We start from the raw sequence: 18,127 nt of genomic DNA on the forward strand, positions 1-18,127 counted from the left end.
CCGGTTAAGAAGCATTAAATTCTATAGTCAAAACGAAGAAAAGTGCCGGATATTATTCAATTACTACCAGATAATTTAGCCAACCAGATAGCGGCGGGAGAAGTGATCCAGCGGCCGGCAAGTGCCGTAAAGGAGCTGTTGGAAAATGCTGTAGATGCAGGTGCTACCGAAATAAAACTATTGGTGAATGATGCCGGTAAAGCACTGCTGCAGGTAATAGATAATGGTAAGGGCATGAGTGAAACAGATGCCCGTATGTCTTTTGAAAGGCATGCCACTTCCAAAATTTCCAACATAGAAGATCTTTTTAAGATCCGCACCATGGGCTTCAGGGGCGAGGCACTGGCATCTATTGCTGCAGTTTCGCAGGTAGAACTGAAGACACGCAAAGCCGATGTAGAAATAGGTACTTGTATAGAAGTGGAGAATAGTGTGGTAAAGCGGCAGGAGCCTTGCGCAACACCAGTAGGCACCAATATTTGCATGAAGAATCTCTTCTTCAATGTGCCGGCACGCCGAAACTTCCTAAAGAGTAATGCAGCCGAGATGCGCCATATAGTGGATGAATTCATTCGTGTGGCGATGGCTTTTCCAAATATTTTCTTTTCGCTTACCAGCAACGGGCAGCAGGTGTTTCACCTGGAGGCAGGCAGCCTGAAGCAGCGTATCATCCAGGTGCTTGGCACATCATACAGTACCAAACTGGTGCACGTATCGGAGGAAACGGATTATATGAACATCACGGGCTTTGTGGGTAAACCAGAGACCACCAAGAAAACCCGCGGCGACCAGTACTTCTTTGTAAACAACCGTTTTATAAAGAGTGCATACCTGAACCACGCTGTCATGAGCGCCTACGACGAGATGATAGCCAAGGACAGCTTCCCGATGTATGTGCTGTTCATAGATCTTGATCCATCGGTGGTGGATATTAACGTTCACCCGACAAAGCAGGAGATAAAGTTTGAGGACGAGAAGATCGTGTATGCTTTTGTGCAGGCAGCAGTAAAGCATGCATTGGCCCAGTTCAGCATTGCTCCTTCACTCGATTTCACGCTGAATGCAGATATCCAGCAGCTGGACGCAGTGTCGAAGCCGACTTCGGGCGACGCTATGGATGCTATCACTTCGTCCAATCTTTTTAAAACATTTACTCAGAAGAACCAGGCGCACAAGATAGAGGGCAGCAACAAAAGCGAGCTGTCGCACTGGAAGGATTTTTACGAACCTGCCACTCAACCGCTGCCAACAGATCTTCATACTACTTCGCAGCAGCCTGCTTCAGAAGGTTTGGATTATTCAGGTTACTCGCTGTTGAAGCCAGAGCCAAAGTTCAAGCTATTGCCTGATGTAGTGCTTTCGCAGCTGCATAATACATATATAGTAACACCTACAGCCGTTGGTTTTTTGCTGGTACACCAGCAGCAGGCGCACGAGAGGGTGCTGTACGAAAAGTATAGCCAGGCCGTGCATGGCAAGCAAATGCCTACGCAGCAGAGCTTGTTTCCTTCTACCATACAACTGGGCGCTGGCGATACGGAACTGATGCACGAGCTGCTGCCCGACCTGAAGGTGCTGGGTTATGCCATTGAACCATTTGGTAACAACACCTTTGTTGTTCAAGGAACGCCGGCTGATATATTAGATGGTAATGAGAAAATGGCCATTGAACTGCTTCTGGAGCAGTACAAGCATTTCAGCAGCGATGTAAAGTTTAGCCGCCGCGAAAGACTGGTACGCTGCATTGCCCGCCAGCAAGCCATCAAAACAGGCAGAAGCCTATCACAGCGGGAAATGCTAACGCTGGTAGAAGAACTCTTTGCCTGCAACACACCAAATATTACCCCCGGCGGCAACCCTACCTATATGGAATTCAAACAGGACTATCTGGAGAGGATGTTTGGGAAGTAGGGGTGAATGTTTAAGGTTTAAGGTTTGATGTTTAAGGTTCTATCGCCATAGCTGTTGGTGAAGTTTAGATCACCGAGTAGATTAAGATTTATTATTCCTCCCTCGCTTGCTATCTAACCCAAAAATGTTTTTCTTGAGGAGACATAACGTTCTGAATATGTCTACTATTCAATCCTTTGAAGAGATAGAGTCTTGGAAGCTTTCCAGGAAATTATGTATGCGAATAGGCGCATTGATAGATGCAGGAAAATTCAAAAACAATTATGCGCTGGTAAACCAGATGGAGAAATCATCAGGCTCAATAATGGATAACATCGCTGAAGGTTTTGAAAGAGGGACAAGAAGAGAATTTATAACATTTCTCGGCTATGCTAAAGGTTCGTGTGGTGAACTGAGATCCCAGCTTTACCGGTCACTCGACAGGAACTATATAAATCAAGAAGACTTCAATGAGTTATTGGACCTTTGTATACAGGTGTCAGCTCTACTTCAAAAGTTCATCCGTTACCTGCAGAACACACCTATAGATGGAGTAAGAAAGAAATCAACGAACCTTAAACCTTAAACATCAAACCTTAAACTCAATTTCTCTCTCAAAGCCTCTCCGCTGCTCTCATCCACCTTTCAGGTATATCGTTGCTTGAGGCTACAAGATAATCTTCGTGGCTGCAGGCGATCATCTTTCCATCTGGTACTTCCATCCACCAGCGGCCGGTTTTTTTGCTTTGTAAAAAGGTAGTTTCAATCTCCGCAAATGCCATCCTGAATTCATAGAAGTCATCGCGTTCTTCCAGTGGCGCTTCTAGTTTGCCTTTATAAATTCCGTCCATCAGGTACCAAAGCATATGCGAAAGCTGTTTAGCAGTAAGATCGTGTACGTCGTAGTTTGGCAGGTAGCCGTACAGGCCAATCGTGTTTACATTGGTGCTCATGCCGGCGTACTGCATCAGCATGCATGCTTCTTCGCCCGAAAAACCATTGGGAGTGATGCGGTTTGCCGGCGCATGACAATTTTGAATAGCTGAGATATCGAAAGAAAAAAGATGCGAATTGCGGATCACCGGCTCCATCTCTTCCATTTTCTGCTTTACCCGACCAACACGATAACAATCAAACCGTAGCTTGTCTATGGTTTCCAGCATGCTCGGGTGAACAAAATAGCTCTGGAAGCCAATATGGTTGTAATGCCTGATGAAGTTCGGTTCGCCCACCAGCATTTCCATTAAGAAGTTATCTGCTACCAGATGGCTGTCCATGTTCAGGTCCAGCTTAGCATCTACACAAGTAGCTTCTATTATCTGTTCATTCGCCACATATGCGCCGTATTGCGCCAGCGTAAGATCGTGGCTGCCACCTAATATCACCACCCTCTTGTTGTGAAGGATCAGCTCGTTGACTACGGTACGCAGTGCAGCATAAGTATCATTGATGGAAGCACCGCCAATTATATTTCCGATATCTGCTACTGATACTTCGCTGTGCCAGTGGTACAGACTGTAAAACTGTTTACGAATGGCATTAGGTCCTGCATTAATATCAGCAGGTAACGCTGCTCCACGATGATCGCCGCAGCCTACCAGTACAATGTCAGCAAATTCAATGTCTGGTATCTCCCCTTCATTTACCGCCACATGTTTCCCCAACTGCGTATCTCTATACCCCTCATCGTCAGATAATTCGTGCAGGTTTATCGGGGAAAGAAAATCTTCAAGAGTGTGCAAATGCGCCATCAGTAAGCCTTTTGAAACAAACATACACTATTTAACAAACTGCCTGCAGCTGTGGGAATAATGTATGCAATGGACATTGTTAATCCACACCAGTGAAGTTTTTAACACCCGGTTGCAGGGGCTTCAACAGGTGTTGTTAACCGATACACTACTTTTGTACAGATAATATGAAGGCATTCTACGCATATTTTTTATTCATTTTCCTAATTGTTGGGCAGGTATTGTCAGCACAATCATTTACAGCTCGTGTATCTGCAAAAGTGATTGGTAAAAACGACCGTTTGCAGGTACAGTATGTAGGCTCTGACGGTGATCTTACGCAGTTCCGGATGCCCGACTTCCCGGGGTGGATGGTGATAGCCGGACCCAACATCACCAGCAGCAAAACCGTTGTGAATGGAGAGGTTACTCAAGAAATGATCTACGGGGTAACGCTGGTTCCTAGAACGCCAGGAAAACTTGCAGTGCCATCTGCGTTTGCCATACTCAATGGAAAACCCGTACGCACTACTCCTATGTATGTTGAGGTTAAGAATGTTCCGCATGTTACCGGCTCAGCCCGTTCACAGCAACCTTCAGGTTCTTTATACGACCCGCAGCCATCGCCACAGCAGCGGGCTGAATTTGGAAACGACCAGTTTCTACGTCCCGGCGAAAGTGCACGCGACAAGATCAACCAGAACATAATGGTGAAAGTGGATGTGAATAAACGGACTGCTGTGGTTGGAGAACCTATTCTTGTTACTTACAAACTAGCTACCCGCCTCAGGTCCCAATCTAAAGTGGTAAGCCAGCCTTCTTTTACAGGTGCCACAGTAATAGAGATGACCACTGAAAATCCTCTGCCTACACGTGAGAACATTAATGGTAGAATGTACAATGTATACGTGGTGCGTAGGGTACAGCTTATTCCGCTACAGGAAGGGCCTTTGCGAATACCTGAAGCCGCTGTAGAAAATACGGTTCCTTTTTACAGCACGGGTGGTATCAGCTACCGCGACCTGTACTATAACATGCCTACACTTCCCGCCGAAGAAGTTACGGTGACAACTAAAAGCAAACCGCTGGAGCTGCAAATTCAACCCATGCCGCCAATGTCGGCTGTAGGTCCGGCTGTGTTTAGTGGAGCTGTAGGTTCATATGATATTTCCATATCGCTTGCACGCACCACACTGGAAACAAATTCCACCAACGAACTGGTGGTGATAGTGCAGGGTGAAGGAAATATCCAGCAAATGCGCCCACCAACGATCAACTGGCCCAACGGCATAGAAGCTTTTGAACCAGCTGTAAAAACACAGGAGGACAAGGCTTATTTTCCTATCCGATCCCGCCGCACGTATGCATATCCCTTTGTTGTAAATAACCCGGGGCAGTATGTGTTGCCTGCTATTTCGTTCACCTATTTTGATGCGTCTGCCAACCGCTATATTACCAAGCAAACCAATCCTGTAACATTACTGGTAAGTAAAGGTGCCGGGGGAAATAAAATTACCTCCACACATGCTACTGCCGATGAAGATTTTCAGAACCGGCTTATCATACTTTCAGGTGCTGCACTCCTTGCTATTATCATAGGTTTGATCTGGTTCAAAGACAGGAACAGGAAAACAACTCAACCAGCTGTTGCGCCACCGGCGCCTGTTGATTTACCTGTTCCCGAGGCTGCACCAGCATCCGCGTCAGCTATCTTGATGCGAATAAGGGAATTGTGCCCTGAACAGGATACAGCGCTGTTTTATAAGCAGCTTTATGGTTGCATCAATGAGTTTTTTGAGAAAGCACTCAAGATCAATCCTAATGAGGTGCAGGCACACTTGTACAACTACAACGGAAACAGGGACGCAGTACAAAAACTGGCAGAGCTGAGAAATAACTGTACGCTAGGTATGTATACACCTGTTTATACCATAGATGAAGCGATGCAGCACAGGCTGACAGCTATTGAAACCATCAGCAGGTTGGAGAGGGAGGTGTAGGGAAGGCATTGTCAGTAGTGAGTGGTGAATAGTCAGTAGTGAATGGTTGATGAGAGAAGTTTGGCTGTTTATGATGTAATGTTCATTGGGCGAAGCCCAATCCTGGTTGTAAAGAAGCCTACTAGAGAAAGCTCATTGGGTGTAGCCCAATCCCTATCAATGCTTCAATACCTAATGTATAAAGCATTAGAAAATCTTTTCCATGTCCCTCTGCTGTTGGTTTTCAACCTCTTTCAAAACTGGTTTTTTCTCCACCTTTCCTGTGAAATACTTTCATCTCTCCATTTCCTCCAATTTTGCATCTTTGCGGCCCTCATGTCTGGTTTCAACAACATAAAAGAACTCATCAACACGCTATCATGGAGCAAAGAGCTGCTGGTAGAGATGTTTGAAAAGCGCAAGTCGTTCATATACAAATACGACCATGCGCTGGAGTTGCTGGAAGAAGACAGAATAGAAACACTTATCAACAAAGGAATTGTACGGCAGAACGGCGCCTACCTGGAGATGGACGACCAGTTCCAGCAGTTTTTTGAACAGGTGCTGGAGGTAAACGAGGATATCAATACATCGTACATCAACGAGAATATCCAGCACATAAAGCAGCACATCAACTTTTACCTGCAGGAGAACAACGAGAACCGCAAGTATGCCTACATGAAGATGGTGAAGTCTGCCCTGCGAAAGATCGGCCGGATCACGCTTCGCAATATCATTGACCTGAACCGGAACATTGAGAATGCCTTCAAGACGGAGCCTAATTATGCTATTAAAATAGCCAAGTTGGAGTCGTTTGACGAAAAGCGCCGCCTGATCTATGGGTTGATAGAACAAACGGATTACCTGGTAACGGATGAGGAAAAAACATTTTTTACCACAGCCCTTGATGATGAGTTGAAACAGCTGGTTTCCCAGCTTCGTCGCCAGCTAACGGAAGGACGACACAACCTGATCGAGACGCAAAAGCAGGTTATTGAGTACCTGAACCAGGTAAAATACCACAGCCGCACGATTGAGAAGATCAAGCAGGTGAAATACCTGAAGGACCAGTTTGAAATGAAGCACAAGACCAACCTGCCTGCTATGCTGCTTCAGCTCAACCCTGTGCTGTTCGAGCCAAAACCTTCGTACCCGCTCAAGGTTTCACTTGAATTCTTCCAAACTGATGAGGGCCACCAGTCGGTAAACAAGGTGGCGGCAAAACTAAAGCTGGACAAACGTGCTGCCCTGCCTGTGGCGGATAAAATATCAGAAGACCAGCTGATCACCGAAACAGAGGATGAGATCTTTATCAACCTGGAAGAGATTAAGCAAGGATTTATTGCTTCCGGCCATCACCTGTACAGCTTTATAATGAACTATCGCTACCCGCGCCAGGTAAGTTTCGATGAAAAGATCACCATCTTCTGCCAAATGGTGGGTATGTACGAAAATGAATTTGAAGTAACAGATACTTATTATGCAGATGAAGAAGTAGAGTATGCGCTGGTCCTTCCTAAGTAGTTTGTTTTAATGGTTTCTTTACCTGAACCTTCTATTTCGCCTCTTTCATAAGCCTTTCCACCGGGCAAAATTAAATTCCGCTAAAAAAATCTTGGGTTGAATTGCATGTTTAGTGCAATGAATGTCAACTTGTTGATCAACGGCTGTCGAATCTTCTTCATCAATGCTTCTTCTTCTGGCACATTTTTCGAAAATAGGTCGGTGAATTATTTCAAAATCAAAAACACAAACGGATATGAAAAAAGTGAAATTAGGCCTTGTGGCAATTGCTGCCATTCTGGTGAGCAATGCAGTAGTGGCCCAGGTAAGAGTAGGTGTTGCAAATAATACTAATGTACAGGCTAAAGCAAGTGGAGCTGCTGTAAACCAGGCTGCTTCTAAAGCTGCTGCAGCTACAACCAATGCAGCTACAAGAGCAGCTGCTACCACGCAAGGTGCGGTAAAAAAAGCTACAGCTACTTCAGCAAATGCAGCAGTAAATGCTAATGCACAGGCATCAAAAGCGGTACAGGCCAACCAGGCAAATGCAGCAGCTAACAGCGCAGTGCAAGCACAGGTAGCAGCCGATGTGGACGCAAGACCTGTAGGTAGTGCAGTAAATGGTGCTGTTCAATCAACTACAGACAAAGCAGTAAATACTGCAAACGATGTAAGAGCTACAGCTTCTGATGCTGCTACTATCAATGCTAATGCTGCAGCAAGCCAGCAAGGGCAGGTTCAGTCATCATCTAACAACAGCGGAACACAAACAAGCGGTCAATCTTCTACCACTGTAGAAGTGGATGGTGAAACTCAAATCAAAAGGAAGATCAAAGACGAGAATGGTAAGATCAAAGAAAAAGTTACCGTAGTACGTGAAGATGCACGCGAAACAGGTACCGAAGTTCGTGAGAGAGCAAGAACAACAGGTTCTGCAGAAGCAAGTGCTAATGCAAACGCCAATGCACAGGCCAATGCAAATGAGAACTCTGCAGTAAAAGGTAGTGGTGAAGTAAGAAAAGAGACTAAAGTGAAGGTGAAGAAAAGGAACCAATAATTCCTTTCTCTCTATACCCTTTGCTTCTTTTGAAATCCATGAATATGAGAACCAATAGACGAATAATCCTAATGTCAATTGTGCTGCTGGCTTTATGTAATAGCCTGCAGGCGCAAAATGATACAAGCATAAAAAGAAATAATACCTTGGTGGGTAGCATCAACTACCAGTCGCGGCTGCACTTTTTTGGTCGGGTAGATAGCCTTAGCAGCAGTGGCCTTTTTCCCAGCATTGGTTTTGAAACAAAGCTCGGGATCTACGGAAACAGTAGCTTCATATTTGTAGGAAATCAACAGCAGCCACATTCGTATGCTGGTACCATAGCTGAAGTAGGTTATAAATTTCCTGAGACCAGAAATTTTTCAGGAAACGTGTTTTACAACCATTTCTTTTACAACAAAGATGTAGAACTGGTACAGGCTGCGCTGCGTGGACAAACAGGGGTAAACCTGACGTACAACAATAAGATTGTAAATGTAACGGCAGGTGGAGATCTTAAATTCAGCGACCGCACCGATATTGGGGCTACTTTGGGATTGGATCATTTATTCATTTACGTGATACCAAAAACAAAAATGGCCATTGCTGTAAACCCTTCTGCGTACCTGTACAGTGGTACCCAGAATTTTACGCAAACTTACCGGAAGCGGCAAACGGTGGCAGGGCTTCCCATTGGCGGACAAACACTGGTTTCGGAAAATGTACAGCAGTTCAATGTACTCGCATATGAACTTTCGCTACCTGTAGTTTTTGTAGCAGGAAAGTTCAATGCCACACTTACCGGCTCCTATGTTTCACCACAAAACCTGGTAACGGTGCCAAACCGTCCAAGCGAAAGCGAGCTAGGGAAGAAAATGTTTTATGTGAGTGCTTCCGTTGGCTTTAGACTATAATTTTCTTTATAATATTTCTCATGATGACGACAAGCAGTCTTACTCCTGGTAGTAAGGCTGCTTTATCTTTTTTACCCAAAGCGCAAGCTCCAACTTTAGATGGATGCAGATAGCTGGCTGTGACTACAAAGCGAAGATTGTCATGTAATGCCAAACGCTCCTTAAATGTGGGTAAAACCACAGCCTCATCTTCCCGAATCAGCCTCTGCCGCCGTACCTTCGCCCGATGGCAAGATACCTGGATGATTTGAACGAAAACCAGCGGCAGGCTGTACTGCACAAAGACGGACCTGTGATGATTGTAGCTGGTGCGGGAAGTGGAAAAACAAAGGTTTTGACCACCCGCATTGCGCACCTGATGAGTGCCCACAAGGTGGATGCCTTTAATATTCTTGCGCTGACTTTTACCAATAAAGCAGCGGCAGAAATGAAGGAAAGGGTGCAAAAGATACTGGGCAATAACGAGGCGAGGAACTTATATATAGGAACATTTCACAGCGTGTTTGCCCGCATCCTTCGCGGCGAAGCACACCGCATTGGCTACCCTAATCACTTCACCATCTACGATACAGATGATAGCAGGAGCGTGATAAAGACGGTAGTGAACGAACTGAACCTGGACGATAAGCACTACAAACCAAGTGTGGTGCACAACCGCATTTCTGCTGCAAAGAATGCACTGGTTGGTGCGGCAGATTACCAGAACGATTATTACCTGCAGCAGGAAGATCAGCGGGCTAACCGGCCAATGATCGGGCAGATATACATGAACTATGCAGCGCGTTGTTTTAAAAACGGCGCGATGGATTTTGATGACCTGCTGTTCAAGTTCTATGAACTTTTGCGCGATTTCCCTGAAGTGCTGCATAAGTACCAGCACAAGTTCAAGTACATCATGATAGATGAGTACCAGGATACGAACCCGGCGCAGTACCAGGTAATCAAGCTGCTGGCAGCAGTTCATGAAAATATTGCTGTAGTAGGTGATGACGCACAAAGTATCTATAGCTTCCGTGGCGCCACTATCGAAAACATCTTACAGTTTCAGAAAGATTATGATGATGTGGCGGTGATCAAGCTGGAGCAGAACTATCGCTGTACACAAAACATTTTGAAGGTAGCCAACCAGGTGATCAAGAACAACGTGGGGCAGATACCAAAAGATTTGTGGACACAAAACGCCGTTGGCGAAAAGATCAAGCTGGTACGTACCATGACCGACAACGATGAAGGCAAGTACGTAGCAGATTCTATACAGGAGCAAAAGCTGCGCAACCACTTTTACAATAAAGATTTTGCTATCCTTTACCGCACCAACGCCCAGAGCCGTGCTTATGAAGAAAGCCTGCGTCGCATGGGCATCCCGTACCGCATCTATGGTGGCGTAAGCTTCTACCAGCGGAAGGAGATCAAGGATATGCTGGCTTACCTGCGGGTCATCAGCAATCAAAAAGACGAGGAAGCTCTGAAGCGTATTATCAATTATCCTGTTCGTGGAATTGGTAAGACAACCGTAGAAAAAGCGGTGATTGCTGCTAATGAAAACAACATTAGCATGTTCGAAGTGCTGGAGCGTGCTGGCCAGTTTGGTTTCAAATCCGGAACACTTGAAGCATTGACCAACTTCGTTACCATGATTAAGTATTTCCAAAGCCTGCTGAAGGATAAAAATGCTTACGAGGTAGCGGTACAGGTAGGTAAGCATACCAACCTGGTAAAGGAACTGTTCAACGATAAAACGACTGAAGGACTTGCTCGTTACGAGAACATTCAGGAGTTGCTCAACTCAATCAAAGAGTGGGTGGATACTTCTATTGACCTGGCGCAGATAGACGAAGAGGGCGTGGTGGTGAATGAGACTGTATCTGCAAACGCTGGTAGCCTTGGACGTTACCTGCAGCAGATCACATTGCTTACCGATGCTGACGATGATAAAGAAGACAGCGATGTGGTAAAGCTGATGACTATACACGCGGCTAAGGGCCTTGAGTTCAGCAACGTTTTTGTTGGCGGTTTAGAGGAGACGCTTTTCCCTAATTCCATGGCCATCAATACACGTGAAGAGCTGGAGGAAGAGCGTCGTTTGTTTTACGTAGCCATCACTCGTGCAAAGAAGCACCTGTGGCTTACCTATAGCAATTCGCGTTATCGCTTTGGTCAACTGGTGCAGAACGATCCAAGCCGTTTTATAGAAGAAATGCCTGAAGAGCATCTTGACCGCAGTTTTGCTGGCGGTGGTGCCCGCAATCAAGGCTTCAACAGCGGCTTTGGTGCAGCATCGGCTTTTGATAAAATGCGTGGTGGTTATGGCAGCAGCCCGGCTGCACGAGCAGAAAAACAATATGGTCCGCCGCCTTCTAAGAAACAAGAACGTCCTCAATATTTACCTGCGCAGCCAACAGTTGCCAAGGTGGTAGAGCATAAGCCAAGCGCTGATTTTGTACCAAGCGATACTACCAATCTGCAGGCAGGTCAAAAGGTAGAGCACCAAAAATTTGGTTTTGGCGAAGTGGTAAAAATGGAAGGTGCAGCGCACAATCCTATAGCCACGGTGAAATTTGACCTGAATGGCGAAAAAAAGATCATGCTGAACTATGCAAAGCTGCGGATACTGGAGTAGGCTGGCCGCAGCTAGTTCGTTATTACATGTTTGTTGACCAGCAGTGGATCATTATTCAGCATCGTTGTGTCACTCACTTGTACGGCAGACCGCTCTTCAACTCATTCCAATGTAGTAGATGTACAGCTAGTACACCTACCTACACAAACCCTGAAGATTACCTACAATGAAAATTCCTGCACAAACAGCAGACATATTTGAACTTTTAAGCAAGGGACAGTTCATCTGTTCCAATAGCGTAGAGGATACGCAGCGGAAGCTTTTCAATATAATTGAAGAGAATTTCGAGGAGTTAGCCAACTACTTTTTAGCCATTGGTTTTGTACTGGAGCGGGGAGATGAATTCTTTTACTTCAGCCGCAAGGAAGCACGTGCCGACCTGGAGCGTAAGATAGAGCAGGCCTACCGCTGGATAGATGTGCTGGACTTCTTCAAAGCCTACAATAGCGGCTTTGGTCCCGGTTACCGTTTTACCCCAAGTGATATATTGGTACAGGTAAAAATTGATGCGAACCTGAAAGATAAACTGGAGCAACTAAAGAAGCCGCTCGGCGATGGCAACCACCGCGAAAGAGTGCAACGCCTGATAGATGAACTGGAGAAATTTGGTTTTGCAGAACTCGAGAACGAGATCACCCAGCAATACAAGGTCCTCAGCGCTTTCAAATACATAGAACAACTAATCGTTAGCATCCACATTACAGAAGAAGTACAACATGAGGTTTCTTAATAAACTGATCTTTATAAATAGCGCCACCATTGCCTATGCCGAAGTAATGGTAAATGGTAATGTTCACCTGATAGGTACACAAGGAGTTGGTAAGAGTACCTTGCTTCGCGCCATCTTGTTTTTTTATAATGCAGACACACTTAAGCTCGGCATCAGCAAAGAGAAAAAGAGCTTTGCTGAATATTATTTCCCATACTCTAATTCGTTTCTTATTTACGAAGTAATGCGTGAGAATGGCCCTTACTGCATCATTGCATTTAAGAGCCAGGGCAAAGTTTGCTTTCGCTTTATGGATGGCGGCTACGACAAAAAATACTTCCTTACACAGGATGGGCAAGCATACCAGAAGTGGGAGGATAACCGGAAGGTATTGGATGAGAACGGTATCTTTTCTACAAGAAAGATTGACCGCTACGAAGAGTACCGCGACATCTTGTATGGCAATACTGAAACAGGAAAAAAAGAGTTCACCAAATATGCTTTGCTGCAGAGCAAGCAGTACCAGAATATTCCACGCACCATACAGAATGTATTTCTAAACAGCAAGCTGGAAGCAGAGTTCATCAAGCAGACGATCATTATGTCGCTCAACGAAGAAGACATCAGCATAGACCTGCAGAACTACAACCACCACCTGAAGAACTTTGAAGAGCAGCTGGCAGATATTTACCAATACAAACAACCTGCAGTACAAAAGCTGGCGGAGAACGTGGTAAAATATCATCTTGCTATTCGTCACCTGGAGAAGGACAAGAACACGCTGAGTATGCAGCTAACATGGGCCATTGCCAATGTTCAAAAGCTGATCCCAAAGCTGCAGGAGAAAAAAGAGCGTGCGCATTCTGATAAAGAAGCCATTCAGCAAAAGATAGAAAATGCTGAGACACGCTATAGAAACAAAGCAGAAAAAATTAAGGGTGAAATAAGCGTTTTAGAAAGCGACCTGAAAAAGGCGAAAGAAAAATCAGAGCATTATACTAAGCTGAAAATAGATGAACTGCTGGAGCGTGTTGGTAAGAAAAAGGAACACGAGACCATCCAAAAAAGCCTATCAAAAGAACTGGAATTACTGACTGCGAAATTTGGTGAAGTATCGCAGAAGTATGATGCACTGCTTGCTTCGCTTGATAATGATGTACGCACATTTGTGCAAACAAAAGAGAACGAAATTTTACGTGCTAAGGCCAAGACAATGGAAGATGAGAAAGCCGCACGTAAAGCAATGCAAGGTTTGATAGAAGATATAAGGCAGAGCAATCAACAGGCAGTACAGCAGGCCAATGAAGCTGTGAACCAGCAGCAACAACATTTACAAAACGAACGTGTGAAGCGGGAAGCTATCAGGCACCAGCGCTTCTTTGAAGCAGAGCTGGTAGAAGCAACGCAGCAGCTTTCGGATCTGAAGCTGGCTATTCAACAAGCAGAACAATTAACCGCACATAACAAGAGCCGTCTTGAGACATTGCAAAAGCAATGGGAACTGGATGAAGCTACCACTAAGCAAAACAACATACGCCTGAGCGAAAAGCTGCAGGAGCAGGTAGAGCGTATGCAACAGGAGCTTACTGCAATAGATGCAAAGCTTGCTAACAGTGAAGGCGCATTGTATGGATGGCTCAACAAGAACAAGCAAGGCTGGGAAAACACCATAGGTAAAGTGGTAGATGAAGACATCTTGTTCAATAATGATTTGCAGCCGCAACTGAATGGCGAAGCGCATTCATTGTATGGTATCCAACTTGATCTTGCTGATGTAAAAGTGCAGGTGAAGACGCTGGCTGAATATGAAAAGGATAAACAGCGTTTGCAGGAAAAGCTACAGCAAACACAACATCAACTGGATGCGCTAACTACACAACAGGCCGACCAGGTAGAGAAACTGCGTAAAAAGTACCAGCCACAAATCCGTGAATGTAAAGAAGCTATAACTGAACAACAATATCGCCTTGAGCAGGACACGCAGCAGCTGCAATATGCACAACTAAATAAGAAAGACCTGGAACTAAAGGCTGCCGAAGAAAAGAAACAAGCATTGGCTGATATAGACAGTTTAACAGCTGCAGCGCACGAGGCATTGCTACAAGCGCAGCAGCAGTTGGAAGAAGTGAAAGAAGAAGTTCACAAGCAGGTAAAAGCAAAGGAGCGAGAGCTGGATAGAAAAATAAGTGCACTGGAAAAAGAAGAGAAAGAACTGTTTGTTTCTATAGGTGAGGCAGTGAACTCTTACAAGCAACAATTCAGCGTACAAAAGAAAGAACTGCTGGAGCGCAGACAGCAAGAACTGGAAGGAAAAGGTGGCGATACAAAGCGTATCAACGAGGTAGAAAAACAACTACAGGTAATAAAGCATGAGCTGGATTATATAGAGAAGAACAGGGATGTAGTAGCTGAATACAAAAAAGATAAACGTGAGCTGATCGATAAGATTGATGACCTGAAAAGTCGCAAAGCTTTATTGGAACAACAGTACGAAACGGAAGAGCAAAAACATAAGACGAACAAGGCGCAACTTCAGGCTGATATAGCTGCAACAGATGTCCTGATACATGACCTTGCACTACAGGTGCAGCAGGCTGAGGAAGACAGTAAAGCATTTACTAACTTCAGTGTTACGGATGCTTACAACAGCATTGATGCAGCTTACAAAGAAGAGAAGGAAAGCTTCCGCACAGACAAGCGATGCAAGAGTTTGATAGATGAGATCAACCGCTGTTACTACAATTCAATTAAGCGACTAGATGAATTAAGAGATACAGCCAATAAGTTCCTTGGCTACTTCTCCATGAACAACATCTTCAACTTTAAGACTGGCCTTAGCTACCAGGAAGAATACCTGCAGTTTGCTGACCAGTTGAATGACTTCATCAACAACAGTAAGATTGAAGAGTTTGAAAAGCGTGTGAACGAACGCTTTGCTACCATCATACATTCTGTAGGTAAAGAAACAGGAACCCTGATGAGCAAAGGCGGCGAGATACAAAAAGTGATCAACGAAGTGAACCGCGATTTCGACAACAAGAACTTCGTTGGAGCTATTCAAAAGATAGAACTACGATTAGATGAAAGTGCGAACAAAGTTGTGCAGCTATTACTGCAGATAAAGAAGTACAATGATGAGCATGCTTATGATATTGGTGGTCTCAATCTCTTCTCATCTGTAGACCAGGATTCAAAAAATAAAAAAGCAGTTGACCTGCTAAAACAGCTAGGCAAAGCAGTTGGTGAATACAAAAAAGATTACATAGCCCTGAGCGATACGTTTGAACTGAAGTTTAGAATAGAAGAAAACCAGAACGATACCGGCTGGGTAGAAAAGCTTAGCAATGTTGGTAGTGAAGGAACGGATGTATTGGTGAAAGCTATGATCAACATCATGCTGCTAAATGTATTCAAAGAAGGTGCTTCAAAACGTTTCAAAGACTTCAGGCTGCATTGTATGATGGATGAGATAGGAAAGCTTCACCCGAACAACGTAAAAGGTATTCTTCAATTTGCTAATGACAGGAACATTAATCTTATCAACGGCTCTCCAACCGAAACCAATGCGCTAGACTACAAGCATATTTATAAGCTGGAGAAAGATGGTAAGCGCAACACTCGTATCAAGCGCATTATAACCAACTACGCTATGGCATGAGCCTACCAATTAACCTTGTAAAAAAGATCAACGCGATGCTGCAGGGACAACAACTTGCAGCATCGCTGTTAATAGCACTTCTACATCAATATCAAAAGGTTTTAGAGCAGGAAATATTTATTGATTATGGTATTGCTACCAGGTAATAATTTCTTAACATAGAAGCTTGGGCGTAAGGCCTGTAATCCTTTGAAAGCCTTTACCAGCAGCACTTTCAGCAGTTGGTAATGTATTTAGGCATCGTGAAAAACAGGAAACATTGGAAAATAGCCGGTTTGAAGGCTAAGTATATTTGTAAAAGAAGATCAGAATACAGAGAAAAGGTTGCTAACTAAATAAGGAACATAGGGAAAGCAATCGTTAGAATTCAGATGGCAATAATCGTTAGAGGCATTCTTTATTCGTAAAGAGGTTGTAAATATAGAGGCTCGATCTCACAAAACAAACTTTTTTTAACTTTTTCATATGGCAAGCAATCGTTAGAGGCTGCTCCGTTTCTACGGAGGAGCCATTTTTTTTATAATGCCATTCGTTCTCCTTTTGTAAGACGCCACCTGCATTAACCGGCGCTTATAATTCTTCTATTTTAAGACGTACTTTCTTAAGTAACTATAGCAAGTAAGGCCGTAGCCAACTTGTTTTCCTAATTTCACTTTTCATTCTCACCCTTCGGCCCTTCTTTCTGCACTTGTACAAACAGCATTGCATGAGGTATATTTCTAACAGTTGGCTTTGGATAATAAGACAGGTAAATAAAATAGGGAACGAACGTATCCGTATTGGCTTGTTGCAAGCTTTGCCATTTTGGATAGCCTCTTTACTGGCTGGCGGAGTAGCTGTTGGCTATGCAGCGTTATTTTCCTTTGCTGAAGATCTTTCAATAAGTATCATAGAACATCGCAAATGGATGATCTTACTGCTTGCGCCGGTTTGTTTTCTTCTTGCAGCTTTACTGGTAAATGTTTTTGCACCTTATAGCAGGGGAAGTGGTATTCCACAAGTAATGGCTTCCATAGAGCTTGCAAATCCACCGCAGAATAATAAGATCAGTAAGCTGCTTGGCTTCAAGATCATTGTTGTAAAAATTATATCGAGCGTATTGTTGGTGTTTGGTGGCGGCGCTATAGGTAGAGAAGGACCAACCATACAAATAGCCGGATCCGTCTTTTACCTGGTGAACCGGTGGATACCTGCCAACTGGCCAAAGATCACCAAGCGCAATATGATAATGACAGGTGCTGCGGCCGGCCTGGCTGCGGCATTTAACACACCATTAGGAGGAATTGTTTTCGCCGTAGAAGAGCTTACAAAAACGCATATCAGCTACTTTAGAACAGCACTATTTTCTGCAGTTATAATTGCGGGTCTTACTGCCCAGGCTATTCTCGGGCCTTACTTATATCTAGGCTTTCCAAAGGTAAATGATCTATCGCCATACATCTTTGCAGGTGTGTTGCTGGTATCCATATCTGCTGGTCTTGCAGGGGCTTATTTTGCCAAAGTAATGTTGCAGTTGTTAGCATGGCGACAAAACCACCTGAAGAAGTTATCGCATCAATACTTGTGGGTGTTGGGCTGTGGCTTATCCATAGCAGTGATAGCTTTTTTTATTCATCCTTCTATACTTGGCTCAGGCAATGAGATAATGAACCCATTGTTATTTTCCAACAACAAACAGATGGAGTGGTATGTGCCGCTGTTAAGGATGCTGGGGCCTGTTATCACTTTTGTGTCAGGAGGGGCCGGAGGTGTATTCGCTCCATCGTTGACCGCCGGTGCTACTATGGGCGCCTTCATTGCAGATTACTTCCACATGAGCGCCACCAATGCCAATATGCTTATGCTGGCAGGAATGGTGGGCTTTCTTACCGGTGTTACACGTACGCCATTTACTGCCGCTATTCTTGTGCTCGAAATGACCGACAGGCATAGCATCATTTTTTACCTGATGCTTGCTGCTATGATAGCAAACATGGTTGCCCTATTAGTAGATAAGCGTTCTTTCTACGATCATCTTAAAAAGCAATACCTAAAAGACGTTAATCAATCTGAAGAAAAGAAGGATGAACCTCTTCAGAAGTAGCTTCA

The 18,127-nt window shown here is 44.5% G+C and carries 12 protein-coding genes; 11 read left to right on the forward strand and 1 reads right to left on the reverse strand.

Going from position 1 to position 18,127, the window contains the following annotated elements; all coding sequences use genetic code 11:
• Window positions 1–42: 42 nt before the first annotated feature.
• Both mutL and J4N22_RS00410 read left to right on the forward strand, forming a co-directional pair.
• The gene (gene mutL / locus J4N22_RS00405) at window positions 43–1,911 is read left to right on the forward strand and encodes a DNA mismatch repair endonuclease MutL (RefSeq protein ID WP_207491540.1); all 1,869 of its coding nucleotides are present in this window, start codon (window positions 43–45) and stop codon (window positions 1,909–1,911) included.
• Between the two features lie 157 nt (window positions 1,912–2,068).
• Entirely contained in the window at window positions 2,069–2,476 is a 408-nt protein-coding gene (locus J4N22_RS00410; RefSeq protein ID WP_207491542.1) for a four helix bundle protein, read from the forward strand.
• A 28-nt stretch (window positions 2,477–2,504) separates the two neighbouring features.
• Here the strand turns inward: J4N22_RS00410 and J4N22_RS00415 are convergent, their stop codons facing one another.
• The gene (locus J4N22_RS00415; protein WP_207491543.1) at window positions 2,505–3,641 is read right to left on the reverse strand and encodes a formimidoylglutamase; all 1,137 of its coding nucleotides are present in this window, start codon (window positions 3,639–3,641) and stop codon (window positions 2,505–2,507) included.
• A gap of 167 nt (window positions 3,642–3,808) precedes the next feature.
• Between J4N22_RS00415 and J4N22_RS00420 the strand changes: the two genes are divergently transcribed.
• The 9 genes from J4N22_RS00420 to J4N22_RS00460 all read left to right on the forward strand — a co-directional run bounded on the left by J4N22_RS00420 (window position 3,809) and on the right by J4N22_RS00460 (window position 18,122).
• On the forward strand, window positions 3,809–5,620 hold the full coding sequence (locus tag J4N22_RS00420; RefSeq protein ID WP_207491545.1) for a BatD family protein: 1,812 nt from the start codon (window positions 3,809–3,811) through the stop codon (window positions 5,618–5,620).
• A gap of 315 nt (window positions 5,621–5,935) precedes the next feature.
• Window positions 5,936–7,123: a hypothetical protein gene (locus tag J4N22_RS00425; protein ID WP_207491547.1), complete on the forward strand. Its 1,188-nt coding sequence runs from the start codon at window positions 5,936–5,938 to the stop codon at window positions 7,121–7,123.
• Window positions 7,124–7,358: 235 nt separating this feature from the next.
• Window positions 7,359–8,159, forward strand: coding sequence for a hypothetical protein (locus J4N22_RS00430; protein WP_207491548.1), 801 nt, complete (start codon window positions 7,359–7,361; stop codon window positions 8,157–8,159).
• 44 nt (window positions 8,160–8,203) lie between these two features.
• On the forward strand, window positions 8,204–9,052 hold the full coding sequence (locus J4N22_RS00435; RefSeq protein ID WP_207491550.1) for a hypothetical protein: 849 nt from the start codon (window positions 8,204–8,206) through the stop codon (window positions 9,050–9,052).
• 226 nt (window positions 9,053–9,278) lie between these two features.
• Complete coding sequence (locus tag J4N22_RS00440; RefSeq protein WP_207491552.1) at window positions 9,279–11,672, forward strand: ATP-dependent helicase; 2,394 nt, start codon at window positions 9,279–9,281, stop codon at window positions 11,670–11,672.
• Window positions 11,673–11,838: 166 nt separating this feature from the next.
• Window positions 11,839–12,402: a condensin complex protein MksE gene (locus tag J4N22_RS00445; RefSeq protein WP_207491554.1), complete on the forward strand. Its 564-nt coding sequence runs from the start codon at window positions 11,839–11,841 to the stop codon at window positions 12,400–12,402.
• The gene (locus tag J4N22_RS00450; RefSeq protein WP_207491555.1) at window positions 12,389–16,039 is read left to right on the forward strand and encodes an ATP-binding protein; all 3,651 of its coding nucleotides are present in this window, start codon (window positions 12,389–12,391) and stop codon (window positions 16,037–16,039) included. Before J4N22_RS00445 ends, J4N22_RS00450 begins: the two co-directional genes overlap by 14 nt.
• Window positions 16,036–16,185: a hypothetical protein gene (locus J4N22_RS00455; RefSeq protein ID WP_207491557.1), complete on the forward strand. Its 150-nt coding sequence runs from the start codon at window positions 16,036–16,038 to the stop codon at window positions 16,183–16,185. The genes J4N22_RS00450 and J4N22_RS00455 overlap by 4 nt, the downstream gene beginning before the upstream one ends.
• Window positions 16,186–16,745: 560 nt before the next feature.
• Complete coding sequence (locus tag J4N22_RS00460) at window positions 16,746–18,122, forward strand: chloride channel protein (protein WP_207491559.1); 1,377 nt, start codon at window positions 16,746–16,748, stop codon at window positions 18,120–18,122.
• Window positions 18,123–18,127 lie beyond the last annotated feature (5 nt).

The sequence above is a fragment of the Aridibaculum aurantiacum genome (assembly GCF_017355875.1).
Classification (GTDB): domain Bacteria; phylum Bacteroidota; class Bacteroidia; order Chitinophagales; family Chitinophagaceae; genus Segetibacter; species Segetibacter aurantiacus.

Bases quoted from the DNA above. Each gene is read 5' to 3' on its own strand.
- J4N22_RS00440 (WP_207491552.1), top strand. From the start codon at position 9,279: ATGGCAAGATACCTGGATGATTTGAACGAAAACCAGCGGCAGGCTGTA.
- J4N22_RS00435 (WP_207491550.1), top strand. From the start codon at position 8,204: ATGAGAACCAATAGACGAATAATCCTAATGTCAATTGTGCTGCTGGCT.
- J4N22_RS00415 (WP_207491543.1), bottom strand. From the start codon at position 3,641: ATGGCGCATTTGCACACTCTTGAAGATTTTCTTTCCCCGATAAACCTG.
- J4N22_RS00460 (WP_207491559.1), top strand. From the start codon at position 16,746: ATGAGGTATATTTCTAACAGTTGGCTTTGGATAATAAGACAGGTAAAT.
- J4N22_RS00425 (WP_207491547.1), top strand. From the start codon at position 5,936: ATGTCTGGTTTCAACAACATAAAAGAACTCATCAACACGCTATCATGG.
- J4N22_RS00445 (WP_207491554.1), top strand. From the start codon at position 11,839: ATGAAAATTCCTGCACAAACAGCAGACATATTTGAACTTTTAAGCAAG.
- J4N22_RS00455 (WP_207491557.1), top strand. From the start codon at position 16,036: ATGAGCCTACCAATTAACCTTGTAAAAAAGATCAACGCGATGCTGCAG.
- J4N22_RS00430 (WP_207491548.1), top strand. From the start codon at position 7,359: ATGAAAAAAGTGAAATTAGGCCTTGTGGCAATTGCTGCCATTCTGGTG.
- J4N22_RS00410 (WP_207491542.1), top strand. From the start codon at position 2,069: ATGTCTACTATTCAATCCTTTGAAGAGATAGAGTCTTGGAAGCTTTCC.
- J4N22_RS00420 (WP_207491545.1), top strand. From the start codon at position 3,809: ATGAAGGCATTCTACGCATATTTTTTATTCATTTTCCTAATTGTTGGG.
- J4N22_RS00450 (WP_207491555.1), top strand. From the start codon at position 12,389: ATGAGGTTTCTTAATAAACTGATCTTTATAAATAGCGCCACCATTGCC.